This is a genomic window from Polyangium sp. 15x6, assembly GCF_029960785.1.
Classification (GTDB): Bacteria; Myxococcota_A; Polyangia; order Polyangiales; family Polyangiaceae; genus Polyangium.
The window spans coordinates 13,646-27,574 of the sequence record NZ_JASBQE010000085.1 but is presented as its reverse complement, the minus strand read 5'-3'; the positions used below and the strand labels follow the sequence as shown (position 1 = coordinate 27,574).

The 13,929-nt window shown below is 69.1% G+C and carries 11 protein-coding genes; 3 read left to right on the top strand and 8 right to left on the bottom strand.

Features of this window, described 5'->3' with window-relative positions; translation table 11 throughout:
* Window positions 1-34: 34 nt before the first annotated feature.
* The 6 genes from QHF83_RS40025 to pilM form a co-directional block, all read right to left on the bottom strand.
* Window positions 35-985, bottom strand: coding sequence for a DUF4062 domain-containing protein (locus tag QHF83_RS40025; protein ID WP_282423368.1), 951 nt, complete (start codon window positions 983-985; stop codon window positions 35-37).
* Window positions 986-1,428: 443 nt separating this feature from the next.
* Window positions 1,429-3,735, bottom strand: coding sequence for a type IV pilus secretin PilQ (pilQ, locus tag QHF83_RS40020; protein WP_282423348.1), 2,307 nt, complete (start codon window positions 3,733-3,735; stop codon window positions 1,429-1,431).
* 45 nt (window positions 3,736-3,780) lie between these two features.
* Window positions 3,781-4,413: a pilus assembly protein PilP gene (locus tag QHF83_RS40015; RefSeq protein ID WP_282423347.1), complete on the bottom strand. Its 633-nt coding sequence runs from the start codon at window positions 4,411-4,413 to the stop codon at window positions 3,781-3,783.
* Window positions 4,410-5,054 (bottom strand): type 4a pilus biogenesis protein PilO, encoded by a 645-nt coding sequence (pilO, locus tag QHF83_RS40010; protein ID WP_282423346.1) that lies wholly within the window; start codon window positions 5,052-5,054, stop codon window positions 4,410-4,412. Before pilO ends, QHF83_RS40015 begins: the two co-directional genes overlap by 4 nt.
* The gene (locus QHF83_RS40005; protein WP_282423345.1) at window positions 5,054-5,692 is read right to left on the bottom strand and encodes a PilN domain-containing protein; all 639 of its coding nucleotides are present in this window, start codon (window positions 5,690-5,692) and stop codon (window positions 5,054-5,056) included. The genes pilO and QHF83_RS40005 overlap by 1 nt, the downstream gene beginning before the upstream one ends.
* The gene (pilM, locus tag QHF83_RS40000; RefSeq protein WP_282423344.1) at window positions 5,689-6,747 is read right to left on the bottom strand and encodes a type IV pilus assembly protein PilM; all 1,059 of its coding nucleotides are present in this window, start codon (window positions 6,745-6,747) and stop codon (window positions 5,689-5,691) included. The genes QHF83_RS40005 and pilM overlap by 4 nt, the downstream gene beginning before the upstream one ends.
* Window positions 6,748-7,001: 254 nt before the next feature.
* Here pilM and QHF83_RS39995 point away from each other — a divergent pair, with 254 nt between their 5' ends.
* Window positions 7,002-8,036, top strand: coding sequence for a DUF882 domain-containing protein (locus tag QHF83_RS39995; RefSeq protein WP_282423343.1), 1,035 nt, complete (start codon window positions 7,002-7,004; stop codon window positions 8,034-8,036).
* Between the two features lie 408 nt (window positions 8,037-8,444).
* On the top strand, window positions 8,445-9,035 hold the full coding sequence (locus tag QHF83_RS39990; RefSeq protein ID WP_282423342.1) for a sigma-70 family RNA polymerase sigma factor: 591 nt from the start codon (window positions 8,445-8,447) through the stop codon (window positions 9,033-9,035).
* A 42-nt stretch (window positions 9,036-9,077) separates the two neighbouring features.
* On the opposite strand, the gene QHF83_RS39985 is transcribed toward QHF83_RS39990, so the two are convergent.
* The gene (locus QHF83_RS39985; protein WP_282423341.1) at window positions 9,078-11,597 is read right to left on the bottom strand and encodes a hypothetical protein; all 2,520 of its coding nucleotides are present in this window, start codon (window positions 11,595-11,597) and stop codon (window positions 9,078-9,080) included.
* A gap of 34 nt (window positions 11,598-11,631) precedes the next feature.
* Entirely contained in the window at window positions 11,632-12,969 is a 1,338-nt protein-coding gene (locus QHF83_RS39980) for a 3-keto-5-aminohexanoate cleavage protein (RefSeq protein WP_282423340.1), read from the bottom strand.
* 183 nt (window positions 12,970-13,152) lie between these two features.
* Here QHF83_RS39980 and uppS point away from each other — a divergent pair, with 183 nt between their 5' ends.
* Window positions 13,153-13,929: a polyprenyl diphosphate synthase gene (gene uppS, locus QHF83_RS39975; RefSeq protein WP_282423339.1), complete on the top strand. Its 777-nt coding sequence runs from the start codon at window positions 13,153-13,155 to the stop codon at window positions 13,927-13,929.

Here is a 13,929-nt window from a genome sequence, read left to right as displayed (position 1 = left end):
CGGGGAGCGGGGCCACGAGCACCGGCCGGACCTCCTACGCCGCCCCCGCGCGTTCCACGGCCAATCTTGCAAGGAAGAGATCACCAGCCTCCGAAGTACGGAAGGCTTGTGCGCCGTATATCGTGTCCCGCTTCAGAAGCCCGAAGGTGGCAAGCTTGGGCGCGACGTCGTTGTAGAGCATCGGCGGCGCATTGCTTCTTTGTCCAACGGTGGATTCAGGATCCGCGACACCCATGACGAAGTCATTCGCAAATGTCACCATATTATCGAGAAGCGAACGCCCGCCTACGCGTGTGGCGCCAAGCGTCGCGACGAGCTGGCGGTACGTGAAGCTTCCAAGCCGATCTTCCTCGGCATTACTCCCCGCCCCCTCGGACTTCACACGTAGCGCACTGTTCTCGGCCGTCAGCCGCGCGATCTCCGTGGTGAGTCGTGCGATATCAGCGTTGAGCTGGGCGGATTCGCTCGTCAACTTGGCCGTGTCGGGAACATCTCGACGGCGAACCCAGCCTGCATTTTGCAAGTCTGGCCTCCGCCCGAAGTCGTTGAGCGTCTTGAGGACGGCAATCGTGATGTCTTTCGGGTCGCTGAATTCGCTGCACATCTTCGACTTCACGAGCTCCCGAAACTCTTTGTACCTTGTGCGATCCTCGTTCGCGATCTCCAAGGCGAGTTCCTTGGTGACGCGCTCGTTGAAGACCGCGTCCGCGATATAGACAGCAAAGACCGGCTTTCCTCGCTCCACGGCGTACTCGTACTCGACGTGGGTGTAGCTCTTCTTCGTTGTCGGCTCGATCGAGCCGTACCGCGCGCCCAGGATCAGCATGTAGACGTCGGAGTCGTCGATCCAACGCTTGATCACCTCAAGCTGGGCTTCGTCCCCGGCCGAGAAGAGCTCCATGCCGGCGGGGATGTGCCCGGCGTCGAGCACCGCTTGGACGGCGGTCTGCCGCTCCTTCCGGAGGTCGTTGTAGGTGGAGGAGATGAAGACCTAGAATTTGCGGTTCACGTCCGTACCTCGCAGCGAGCGTGTCCTGACCAGCCAAACTTGGCAAGAGCGGAGCCGCGACCGAATCGCAACGCAGCGCCCCTCGGGCAGCGGCGGCTCGGAAGGACTCGGACCGAGCGTGACGCTCCACCGCAGCCATCGGCCCTCCGCGCCTCCCCGCCTCCGCTTGCAACGCGTGCAAACCGCACTTTGCGCGTACCGGATGCCGCCTGCACGCGTTGCAACCGGCTCCGTGACCATACAAAGAGCCGCCTGCACGCGTTGCAACCGGCTCCCTGAACACACAAAGAGCCGCCTGCACGCGTTGCAACCGGCTCCGTGACCATACAAAGAGCCGCTTGCAAGCGTTGCAAGCGGCTCCCGGTCCACGCAAAGAGGCGCTTGCAAGCGTTGCAAGCGCCCCCCGGTACGCGCAGACGCTACTTTCCGAGCGACTCCGCCCGATTGACGATGCGCGGCGTGATGAAGATGACGAGCTCGCTGCGGCTGTCGCTCGACCTGCGGCGCTGGAAGAGCACGCCGAGGATCGGGATGTCGCCGAGCACGGGGACCTGATCGAGGTTTCTGCCCGTGTTGCGCGTGAAGATGCCGCCGATGACCGCGGTGTGGCCGTCCATGATGAGCAGGTCGGTCTCGGCTTCGCGCTTCAAGATGGTGGGATCGCCGCGCGCCGAGGTCTGGTTGAAGTCGGGCTCGTCGCGGTTGATCTTGACGTGCATCGAGACGCTGCCGTCGCTCGTGACGTGCGGCTTGACGAGGAGCTGGAGCTTCGCCTCCTGGAACGTCGTCTGCACGCCCTGCGCGCTGATCTGCGAGAACGGGATGAGCGTGCCCTGGCTGATGCGCGCCTCGCGGTTGTCGAGCGTGAGGATGCGCGGGCTCGAGACGATCCGCAAAAGGCCGCTCGCCTCGGCCGCCGAGAGGCGCACGGAGAGGTTGATCGTGTTGTCGATCGAGCCGAGCGTCATGCCGATCGCGCCGCCGAGGCCCGTGCCCGTGGTGGCCGGCAAGTTGACCGCGAAGTTCGGGTTCGGGACGGTGTTCTGGAACGGCGAGAGGCCGCCCGTGGGCGTCGTCTGATCACTCGCGCCGCCGGTGAGGCCGATCTGCGAGGGGAAGACGAGGCCCGTCGGGTTGCCGGTCGCAGGGCTGAAGGTGCCGTCGCCGCCCCACTGGATGCCGACGTCGCGCAGGTAGCGGCTCGTGGCCTCGACGATACGCGCCTCGATGAGGACCTGCGGCGTCTGTGTGTCGAGCGCGCGCACGAGTTCCTCGAGCTGGTCGAGGTTGCCCGCGACGTCACGCGCCACGAGGACGTTCGTGCGCTCGTCGACGGCGAGCGAGCCGCGCGGCGAGAGCAGGTCCTTGCCACGCGCCTGGAGCTCCTTCGCGACGGCGTAGTTCACCGGGATGAGGCGCGTCTCGAGCGGCGCGAGCGCGAGCTCGCTCCGCCTGCGCGCGAGGTCGAGCTCGCGCTCCTTGTTGAGCTCGGCCTGGGGCGCGACGCGGATCATGTTGCCCTGGCGGACCATGCCGAGGCCCTTGGCCTGGAGGACGGTCTCGAGCGCCTGATCCCAAGGGACGTTGCGCATCCGGATCGTGACGTTGCCCTTCACGTCGTCGGAGGTGACGATGTTGACGCGGCCGACGTCGGAGATGAGGCGCAGGACGTTGTGGATGTCGGCGTCCTTGAGGTCGAGGTCGATGCGCCGGCCCGTGAAGCGGCGTTGCTGCGCGAGCGTGGTCGGCAAGAAGCCCGCGGCCTCTTCGCCGTCGATCGTCGTCTCGGCGGCGCGCGAGGTGTTCGGCGTCGCCAGGACGTCCTCTTCCCGCGCCACCGTGCGCACGCGGCGCGCGGCCCCGCCGTCGGCGCCGACGCCGCTGAGCATCGGGTGCGCCGCCGTGTCCGCGAACGTGAGGACGAGCGTGTTGCCTTCCCGCGAGACGACGCCGCTCGCGTCGCCCTTCGGCTCGACCTCGACGACGACGCGGGAGGGGTCGCTCTTGCGCCGGTACGTGGAGATCGCCGTGATGGTGCCGCCGAAGGCGCTCACGTCGAGCTTGCGTTCGAGCGCGTCGGGCAGACGCGCGCCTTCGAGCTCGAGGATCGAGCGGCCGCTCGCCGAGGTCACGTACGAGAACTTCACGCTCTCGTTGAGCTCGACCGTGACGCGATCCTTGCCAGCCTGGTGGTCGTAGCGGACGTTCGTGACGGCTGCGCCAGTGGCTTGCTCGACCTTGCGCGCCTCGGCCTTCGGCGTCGTGGAGGGCGACGACGACGTCACCACGGGCGCGGGCGCGCGCATCGGCGCGGTCGCGTCGGCGGCCGCGAGGTCGACGACGAGGCCCGTGGGCGTCGCGCTGATGCGGTACTCGGCCGTGCGCGCGAGCTGCACGAGGACACGCGTGATCTTCTTGCCGTCCTGATCGAAGGTCTGCGTGAGGACGCCGCCGACGAGGGCGTTGCCTTGCGTGATGGCCGCGGGCGCGCCCTTGATCTCCGCACCCGCGATGTCGATCACGAGGCGCTTTCCGCCGCTGTCGACGCGCGCGAAGAAGCGCGGCTCGGCGCTCGTCGCGACGGAGACGCGAGCCTCGCCTTCGCCGGCCTTCGCGAGCTTGACGTCCCGTACTTCGAGCCGCGTGTTGCCGTCGGCGTGTGCCCTCGCGGGGACGAAGGAGAGGAGCGCCGCGAGCAGCATCGCGGAGCGCGGTTTCGTCAGCATGCCCCCGATCCTACCCAAACCGCGCGAGACGGGCCCAGTTCGTCGCTACCGCCGGGCCTCGTTCCCGGCGTTTTCCTCGGGGAAGAGCGCGATCACGCGCGTGACGGGGGCGATTTCCGGATGTGCCGGGTCCTCGCGAACAAAGACGACGTCCCCCTCGCGAATACGATCGACGCGCCAGTTGATGGCGACGTCGATCCCGGCAGGCCCACCGGTGCGCACGATCTCGGGCTTGCCCACGTAATCGCCGACCTTGACGACCCACCCCACGTTCGCGGGGTCGATGAAGAGCGCGCGGGGCTGCGAGCGCGTGACGAGGCCGGAGAGCTTGAGCTCGTCGAGCGCGTACCGCTCGATCACCACGGTCCGCTGCACGACGGCGCGGCCCTTGGCCTGCTGCGCGAACACGCTCGCGAAGCCGCGGAACGGGTCACGGTTCTTCTCGGTCTCGGTGAAGTCGGCCTCGACGAACTCGCGTTGCGGCAGCTCCGGTTGATCTTTCTTCGCGGCCGTCTGCGGCCCGCCGTCCGTGCCCACGCCGCCGTCGGGCGCGGCGCCGGGCGATGGGGTCGCGCTCGGGGGCGGCACCCAGAGCTCGTCTTCCTCGCAGCCGGAGGCGAACACGATCAGCACGAGCGCGGCGAAGAGGAGCCAGAAAAGCGAGCGCGCGCTCTTCACTTCCCGGTCCCCCTTCGCTTCGCGCCGTCCTTGCCGTCGAGCCTGAGGGCGCGGAACGCGGTCGCGAGGCACTCGACGTTGACCTCGGGCTCGCCGGGGTTCTCGGGCTTCACCGTGCCGTTCTTCGTCGACAGCTTCATCTGGATGTCTTCCATGTTGATGATGCGGTCGATCTGCCCCACGCCGTGGAAGAACTTTGCGATCTGGTGGTAGCGGCCAGTGAGCGTGAGCTTCATCGGCACCTTCGCGAAGAACTCTTGCGGGAGCTCGTCGATGGGCGTCCAGCTCGTGAGGTTCACGCCGGCGATGGTGGCCGTCTGCTGGAGCGAGGCGAGGAACGCGGGCGTCTCGGGCTCGTCGGGCAGAATCTTCTTCGTCTGCTCGGCGCGCGCCTCGCTGCGGATCTTCTCGTCGCGGTCCTTCTGGTAGGCGTCGCGCACGGCCTCGGCCGCGCGCAGCTCGCCGCGGAGCGTGCCTTCGCGTTGCTTGGCAGCCGCGAGCTCGTTCGAGAGGTCCTCGTAGACGAAGACGAAGAAGAGCGCGCCGACGAGCGTCAGGAACAGGAGGCCGACGCCGATCTTTCCGGCGAGGGGCAGGCGATCGAGCGACGAGCTGCCCGCCGCGGGGGCTTTGGCGGCCATCAGTACCTCACCTTGAGCTGGAGCGCGAAGCTCACGAGATCGATCTTCGAGACGCGGTCCTCGTCCTTCTTTCCCGGCAAAAGCGTGACCTCGTAGAAGTAGGGCGAGAGCTTGAGCCGCTGCGCGAGCTCGTAGACGTCGTTGCCGTCGCGCGCGAGGCCCTCGATGCGCACCGTGCGTTGCCCTTCGAGGTAGCCCGTGAGCCAGAGCCTGCGCGAGTCCCAGGCCGGGTTGAAGACGGCGAGGGGGTTGTCCTTGCGCAGCTTCGCGAGTTTGTCCGGATCGGCCGAGGGCCCCTTGCCGGTCGTCATGATCTGCGCGAGCTCGAGCAGGACCGCGGTCGGACCGGTGCGGCCGGCCTGGAGCTTCGCGATCGCCTCTTCCCGCGCGCGGAGCACGGCGAGGGCCTTCTTGAGCTCGTCGTGGTCGGCGACGAGCCGCTTGATGTCGTCGATCTGGCTCTTGAGCTGCGCGTTCGTGCGGTTCTGCGCGTCGAGCTCCTCGCGCTTCGACTGGTAGAAGAGGAAGAGCCCCACGATCTCGAGCAGCACCACGGCGAGCACGACGACGAGCCAGCGCTGGCTCGGGGCCCCCGTCGCCGCGCCGCGCTTGTGCGGCAGGAGGTTGATCCGGATCACGCGCGCTTCTCCTTGTCCTTGCGCATGGCGAGACCCAGGGCCACGCAGAGCTGCGAGCCGCGGGTGCGGAGCATGTCGGCGCTGATGTCCTTGCCCTCGACGGCCACGCGCTCGAGCGGCTGGAGCAGCTCCACCTGCACGCGCGAGCGCCGCGAGATCGCCGCAGGCAGCGCCGGCAGGTTCGAGGTGCCGCCCGTGAGGTAGATCCGGTGCATCTCGGGCTCGCCGCTCGTGGCGAGAAAGAAGTCGAGCGAGCGCTGGATCTCACCGGCGATCGTGTCGCAGACGGTGTCGACGATCGGCGGCACCTGGGCCGTGGGGCCGAAGGGCTGCGCCACGCTCTGGCACTTGAGCTCCTCGGCCTGTTCGAACGTCACGCCGAGCTGCTTCTGGATCTGCTCGGTGACGTAGTTGCCGGCGTTCGGGATGTCGCGCGTGAACGAGCTCGCGCCGCGCGAGACGATGTTGATCGAGGTGAGCGAGGCGCCGACGTTGATGATCGCGAACGTCTGATCGGCGGGGATGCCGCGGCCGTACTCGAAGAGGTTCTGGACGGTGAAGGCGTCGATGTCGAGGACGAGAGGTTTGAGCTTGGCTTGCCGTGCGACTTCCAAGTAGTCGCTGACCTCTTCGCGCTTTGCGGCGACGAGCAGAAGATCCATCTGCCCTGCCTCGGGCCGGCGGCGGAGCACCTCGTAGTCGACGTGCACGTCCTTGATGTCGAAGGGGATGTGCTGCTCCGCCTCCCACTGGATCTGCTCGTCGAGCTCGTTCTGGGTCATGAGCGGCACCGTGATCTTGCGGATGATCACGGCCTGGCCGCTGATGCTCAGCGCCACCTCGCGCTGCTTGATCTTCGCGTCGGCGAGCGCACGGCCCACGGCCGCGACGATCGCAGAGGCGTTCATCACGTGGCCGTCGACGATGCTCTGCGGCGGCAGCGGGCAGTAGCCGGCCCGGACCAACGACAGCCCTTTGCGCCCTTCCTTGAGCTGGCACACCTTGATGGCGCTCGAACCGATGTCGACGCCCACCAGGTTGTTTCCGTCCGCCATCGATCAGTCCTGGTCCTCGTAACTGCGGCCCGGAGGGGTTCCGCCGGCCAGACCCCGGGAGGGGGTCGGAGCCAGCATCGCACCCCCGCCAATCCACGGCCAAAATAGTGCTTTACGCATCGAACGGTTCCGCGTACCGAAGGTAAGACAGCCTTGGGTGCGTGTACGTATCGGGCCCCCGAGCAACGTTGAACACATCACACATGGACGCTTTCGCCTCGAAACCGGCTCGATCTTCGTTCCGGCTCCGCTGCGTGGCCTTGCTGGCCGGCGCCGCGGTCGCGCTCGCCTCAGTATACGCGGAGGCGGGGGACGTCGTTCACGTCGTTGCCAAGGGGCAGGTGCTCGTCCAGATCGCCAAGCGGTATCGCACGACGGTGGATGCGATCCGAGCGGCAAATGGGCTGCGTCCTGGGCAGCTCCTCAAGCCCGGTCAGGAGCTCGTGATCCCCGAAAAGGGGAAGGAAGCGGAAGCCGCGAAGCGAGCGAAGAAGGACGGCAAGAAGGCGGACACGAAGGAGAACGCCGCCGCTGGCAAGGGAAAAAAGAAGGGCGACGCGAAGCCCGCGAAGCCCGAGCCGCTCGTGATGAAGCCGAAGCGTCCGGGGTTCGTGAAGCTCGTGCGCGGCACCGATCGGCTCGAGACGCAGCTGCTCACGAAGCACGGGCGGCTCGTGCCGTCGGCGCTCACGGGGCTCGGCAAGATGATGCGGCACGGGCCTTCCGGCGCGAAGACCGCGATCGATCCGCGCCTCGCCACGCTGATCGGCATGGTCAGCGATCACTTCGGCGGGCGCACGATCCACATCACGAGTGGGTTCCGGCCCTATTCCCCCACCCAGTACACGAAGCACAGCAACCACAACCTGGGCAGGGCGATCGATTTCAGCATCGAGGGCGTGCCGAACACGATGCTGCGCGATTTCTGTCGGACCTTCCGCAATGCTGGGGTAGGTTACTACCCGAACAGCACATTCGTTCACCTCGACGTTCGGACCACGAAGGCCTTCTGGATCGACTACTCCAGGCCAGGTGAGGCCCCCCGCTACGATTCCCCCGTGGCCCAGGCTTCGGCGGACGAGTCGACCGCGGACGTGGATCAAGCGCCTTCGGGCGCAACCCCTGCCCCCAGTGGGGCAGGAAAAGAAACGCCGACTACACCCCCCGCGCAGGGAGGTGGGTCCGGGGATACCCATCCCCCCCCTTCGCAAGTCGTTGATCCTTCAACTGGAAACTCCAGTACGCAGGATCCGACGCCTCGAAACGCGCCGAAGGCGGGTCAGAACTGACCCAGCTTCGGCAAGGCAACCGTAGGGATTTTCCTGAGAGTCTGAGGGAATTTCCTGGTGCAGAATGCGTGGTGTAGATTCGTCTGCGGTCCTTCTCTGGAGGACGGGACCAGTGTACGTTTGGGACGAGCCGTTCCTTGCCACCTCACAAGGATGTGCCACGAACGTTGCTTACATCACGAGGTCCCTGAACAGATGCAGCAGTCCTACTTCCACCGACAGGATGTTCAGGAACGAGACGCGACCGTCATCGCCCAGGCGGATCTGAGCGGGTGCACGTCCATGGTGTCGCCCTGCGCCCCGCAAGAGCCCGCCAGCATGGTCAGTCGCCGCTCGATCCCCGAAGGCCCGGTGTCCGACGTGAGACCTCGGAGAGCACGCGCGCTCCCGGAGGGGAGCCTGGCACCGGTGTGCGCGCAGACCCTCAAGAGTTACCTGCCGCTCGTGAACCAGATCGTCGCGCAAATCGCGCGGCGGCTGCCGGCCAACGTGCTGCGGGACGACCTGCTCGCCGCAGGCGTGTTCGGGCTGCTCGACTCGCTCCGCAGAAACGGCGGCAACGGGGGCGAGACGTTCGAGTGGTACGCGCGCATGCGCATCCGCGGCGCGGTGGTGGACGAGCTGCGCGCCCAGGACTGGCTGAGCCGGCGAAGGCGCGCCGCGGTGACGGCCGCGCGAGACGGCGAGTCGAGCACCGCGCGGCCGACGTGCCTCGTGAGCCTGCACGAGCTCACGCCGACGGAGGAGCAGGTGCACCTCATCGCCGAGGACGAGGACCCGGCGGCAGCGTACGAGGCCCGCGAGTCGTACCGCGCGCTCTTCCGGGCGATGGAGCAGCTGCCCGAGCGCGAACGGCAGATCGTCGGCATGCACTACTTCGACGGCGTGAAGCTGAAGGACATCGGCGCGCATCTCGGCGTGAGCGAGCCGCGCGTGTCGCAGCTCCACGCGCGCGCCCTCGGGCGGCTGAAGATCCTCATCCAGCGCGCCGCGGCCTAGCCGCCCCCTCCCCTCTCCCGTTCGGAAGAGGGGCGCACGCAACTAGTTTGCTTTCGTAGAATCAACCAACGTGGACGCGCGGCCCCGCATGGGGCTCTCGAGGGCGTAGAGCGTCGTCTGTTCGTAACGCGCCTCGGGCGGCGCGTCGCCGCCGGCGCGGTGGACGAAGGCGTTGAGGTGCGCGCCGCGATCGAGCGCCACGACACGCGAGCATCCAGCGTCCACGAGCGCTTCGGTCGTGGCTTCGTCCGTGTCGAAGGTGGTCGACGCGAGGAGGACCGCACCGTCGCCGAGCGCGCAGAGGGCCGCGCGCGGGCGCATCGAGCCGACGACGCGCGCCTCGGGGAGAGGTCGGCCCTCGTCCGCGGTGAGAGGAAGCTCGGTCGCGTCGGCGTCGGGCGTGGGCGTGAAGGCTTCGCTCTTGTCGATGCGCACGGGGCCGTCGGAGACGACGAGCACGCCGGCGCCAGGGCCGAACTTGATGCCGATGGAGCCGTCGATGGCGAGGCCACGCGGGGCCTTGCGCCGGCCCGTGCCGAGGCCGATGGCGGCGAGGACGTGGGGCCGCTCGGCATCGGAGAGCGCGGCCGGGAAGGTGCCGCCGAAGCGGTGCGAGAGCTCCTTCTCGCCGGCGCGGATGTGGAAGGTGAAGCGCTCGGGGGCAAACCACGCGAGGCGCACCTGCGCGCCGAGCTTGGAGACGGTCGCCGTGTAGATGCCCGGTTGCCAGAGCGGCGCGGGCTGCGTGCCGGGATCCGGCTCCCACGCGACGCCCTCGGGCAGCGGCGCGTCCGGGTTCGCCTTGCGCACGACGACGTAGACGAGCTCGGTGGGCGAGCCGGAGAGCGCGCGCTCGGGGGCGAGGGACATGCCGGCCGCGTGCGCGCGCGCGCCGATCTCGTCGCCCGTTCGCTGGAAGAAGCCGATGCCCGTGGGATCCGGGCTCGTGGCGAGCGGGAGGGCCTCGCGGCAGCCGGCGAGCACGAACGCGCGCGCGAGGAGCTCCGCAGGCAAGGCCTCGCCCCAGCCGTAGATCAGGTGGCCCGCTTCGGTCACGCAGAGCGCGGAGCGATCGGCGAGGACGGCGTCGGCCTCGGAGAGCTTTCCGATGTGGCCCGACGTGACGAGCGGCGCGCCGGTTTGCCGGAGGGAGCGGATCCCCGCAGGCACGTCTGCGCCGAAGGGCCAGGCGCCGATCGAGGGACGGCCGAAGCGATCGATGGCGAGCGTGGAGGCGTCCGGGCGCGGCGGCAGGAAGGCGCGGCGCTCGACGACGAGGCCGAGCGGAGACGTGTTTGCCGGCGGGCCGCCCGCGAACACGGCGACGGCGGCGGGCACGTCGGCGGCCGGGATGCGGCCCTCGCCGCGCAGGCCCGTGGGCGTGCGCGGCGCGAGCGTGCCGGGCATCGGGCGCAGCTCGAGGCGACGGCCATCCATCGCGACGAGGTGCACGACGGCGTGCGGGCGATCGGGATCGGGGCGGACGAGCGTCGTGAAGATCGCGGGCGGCGCCTCGGGCTTGCTCATCGGCAAGGGATGCGCCGCCGGCGCCGGGATCCACAGGCCCTCGCCGGGCAAGGTCCGGTCGCGCTTCGTGGCCACGCGCGGCGGCGGGAAGCCTTCGTCCGAGGGCGTCTCCGGTGCCGGCGCGGCCGGGAGCTCGGGCGGCGGCGACGCGGTCGCCTCGCGCAGGCGAATCGCCGTGGTCCGGGCGCTCGTGGCGATCCGCTTCACGCGGCCGGCCGCGCCCTCGCCGATGAGCTCACGCGTGGTCTCTTCAAGGAACCGCGACCACGGGGTCACGTCGTGAGGGAGTCGCTGCGCCGCGAGCGCGTGCTCGTCGCGCGGGCCGGGGTTCACCGAGGCGCCTTCGAGCGTCACCGCGGCGGGCAGCGCGGCCTCGCCGAGGGCCATGACGAGCATGTCCTCCGTGAGCTCGAAGCGCGCTTCCTTGGGCGGCACGCCGAAGAGCACCGCGGTCTCCCCGATGCCACGCCGCGCGCCCTCGGAGAGCCAGTTCTCCACGGAGGCGCGCAGGCGCTCGCTCCGGGTACGCGCGGCCTGCGAGGCCGCGTCGCCCGCGAGATCGAGGACGGTGATCCCCTGGACGAGGCCATCCGCGCTCGTGGCATACGCGGCCCAGCGGCCGTGCGCGACGAGGTCGTGCTCGTGCCCGAGCGGCGTGTTCGTCAGGTTGACGACCCTGCGCACGGCGACCGGCCTACCGCCGCGCGAGATACGTACCTCCGCGCGGTAGAGATCGTTCGTGGGCGTAGCATTCGGACCACTTGGCCGCGCCGCCAGGAACAGCACGCGCCGGCCGAGCATGGCGTCGTGCACCAGCCCGCCGCGCTCTTCCCACACGAAATCTTCGGGCCGGACGGAGCCACCGACGGAGGCGCCGAGCATGGCCGCGATTGCCTCGACGCTGCGCGCGGGAGGCGCGGGGCTCGTGGCGACGCGGATCAGGAGCGCGACGAGCGCGATCCCGAGGACGAACGGTCCACGCGAGCGCGCGTGCGCCGCGAGGGTGTCGACAAATGTGCCTCGCGGCGACGTCATGGCTTCTGGACGAGGATGTTCTGGGATCGCACGATCACGCGGCGGCCGTGGTGATACCGAGGAGCACGCGGGCGCGATCGGGGTCGACGATCTCGCGGCCGAGGCTCCTCGCGTACGCAGCGGCGCGCGCGACGAGCGGCGCGCTGCCTTCGGCGAGGACGCCCTTCTCCAGGTAGATGTTGTCTTCGAGGCCGACGCGCGCGTGGCCTCCGAGCTTGATCGCGAGCTCGGTCATGGGCCGCTGGTAGCGACCGACCGCGGCGACGGCCCACGTCGCGCCGGCGGGGATCTGCGAGCGCATGAACTGCACGACCTCCTCGCTCGGCATGATCGCGCCGGGCACGCCGAGGACGAACTGGAAGTGCAGCGGCGCGCCGATGAGGCCTTCCTTGAGCAGCGCGAGCGCCTCGTGGATGTGACCGACCTCGTAACACTCGAGCTCCGCGATGCTGCCGGCCTCGCGGATGCGACGCGCGATCGCGCGGATGTCGGGGCGCGTGTTCACGAAGATGTCGTCGCCGAAGTTGATCGTGCCGCAGTTCAGCGTGGCCATCTCGGGCTTGCACGCGAGCGGGCCGAGCCGCTCCTCGACGCTCATGCCGACGGCGCCGCCGGTCGAGGTCTGGATGATGACGTCCGTCTTCTCGCGGATGCGAGCGATCGCCTCGCCGAAGAGCTCGGTCGACTGCGACGGCGTCCCGTCGGCGTTGCGCACATGCAGGTGGATCACGGCGGCGCCCGCGTCGCGGCAACGAGCGGCCTCGTCGGCGAGCTCCTGCGCCGTGATCGGCAGGTAGGGCGTGTGCGCGCGCGTCACCTCGGCGCCCACGATCGCGGCCGTGAGCACGAGCGGCGACTCGGGCGGCGTGACGATCACGTTCGGCGGCGGCGTGATGATCGGGCGCGGCTCGGGCAGCTTCGCCACGAGCTCGGGGCCGGGCGAGGAGAGCGCGGGGAGCACGAGACGCGGCCGGCGCTGCAGATCCTTCGGCACCACGCACGTGCCGATCGCGCGGCAGACCACGACGGGCTCGGCGAACGCGTCCGCCGCGGAGGGCGAGAGCGCGGGATCACGCACGTTCGCGACGACCTTGCGGGCCTCGAAGGCCATCGTGCGCGACGTATTGCCGACCTTCGTGATGACGCCGGTCGCCTCGATGTAGTCGCCGGCACGGACGGGCGCGAGGAACTCCACGGCCTCGTAGGCGCGGAAGAGGCCCTCGTCGCCGTCGAGGCGGATGAGCAGCTCCGTGGCGACGTCGCCGAAGAGCCCGAGGATCCGCGCCCCATCGACGAGCTCGCCCGCGTAGTGGGCGTCGTGGGCTCCGATACGGACGCGAAGCGTGACGGTCAAACCTAGGCCGATGCTCATGGCGGGAGACTCAACAGTCGACAGTCGGTAGTCAACAGGGGAAACTGCGCCGCGCCGCGGTTCGCGCTCGGGGCTACGGATCGCCTTCGGCATCCGAAGCCCCGAACTCTGGTTTAGCGCTCGGGGCTACGGATCGCCTTCGGCGTCCGAAGCCCCGAACCCCCTCGGGCGTTCGAGACTGTGATGACGTACGTAGACGCGAGCAACCTCCCACACCACGTCGGGATCATCATGGACGGCAACGGCCGTTGGGCCGAGTTGCGCGGCGAACCTCGTGAGGCTGGCCACAAGGCCGGAAGCGCAGCGGTCCGGAGGGTGGTCCGAGCGGCGCGGCGGCTCGGCCTGACGGCGCTGACCTTGTACGCGTTCAGCGAACAGAACTGGGCGCGGCCGACCGGTGAGGTCGACGCCTTGATGGGGCTCTTGCACGAGTTTCTGGTCTCGGAGCGGAACGAGATCCTCGACAACGAGATCCGGCTCGTGGCGATCGGCGACCTCGAGCGACTGCCGCCGTTCGTGCGGGACGCGCTCGATCCGCTGCGCATGGCCTCGGGCGACAACCGCAAGATGACGCTGGCGCTCGCGCTCTCGTACGGCGGCCAGGAGGAGATCGCGCGGGCGGCGCGGGACCTCGCGGTCGAGGCGCGCGAGGGCAAGCTCGACCCGCAGACGATCGACACCCGGGCGATCGCCTCGCGCTTGCCGAGCCTCGGCGTCGGCGAGCCCGACCTCATCATTCGCACCGGCGGCGAGCATCGGATCTCGAACTTCCTGCTCTTCGGCGCGGCGTACGCCGAGCTCGCCTTCACCGACGTCCTCTGGCCCGACTTCAAGGAAGAGGACCTCTTCGAGGCGCTCGCGAGCTACCAGCGCCGCGAGAGACGCTTCGGTCGCGTCCTCTCGCATGCTACGTCTCCGCGCACGGCTTCGCCCCTCGACGGCGGGGCGATTGGGGTTTGA

Bases quoted from the DNA above. Each gene is read 5' to 3' on its own strand.
- pilQ (WP_282423348.1), bottom strand. From the start codon at position 3,735: ATGCTGACGAAACCGCGCTCCGCGATGCTGCTCGCGGCGCTCCTCTCC.
- pilO (WP_282423346.1), bottom strand. From the start codon at position 5,054: ATGGCCGCCAAAGCCCCCGCGGCGGGCAGCTCGTCGCTCGATCGCCTG.
- pilM (WP_282423344.1), bottom strand. From the start codon at position 6,747: ATGGCGGACGGAAACAACCTGGTGGGCGTCGACATCGGTTCGAGCGCC.
- QHF83_RS39985 (WP_282423341.1), bottom strand. From the start codon at position 11,597: ATGACGTCGCCGCGAGGCACATTTGTCGACACCCTCGCGGCGCACGCG.
- QHF83_RS39980 (WP_282423340.1), bottom strand. From the start codon at position 12,969: ATGAGCATCGGCCTAGGTTTGACCGTCACGCTTCGCGTCCGTATCGGA.
- uppS (WP_282423339.1), top strand. From the start codon at position 13,153: ATGACGTACGTAGACGCGAGCAACCTCCCACACCACGTCGGGATCATC.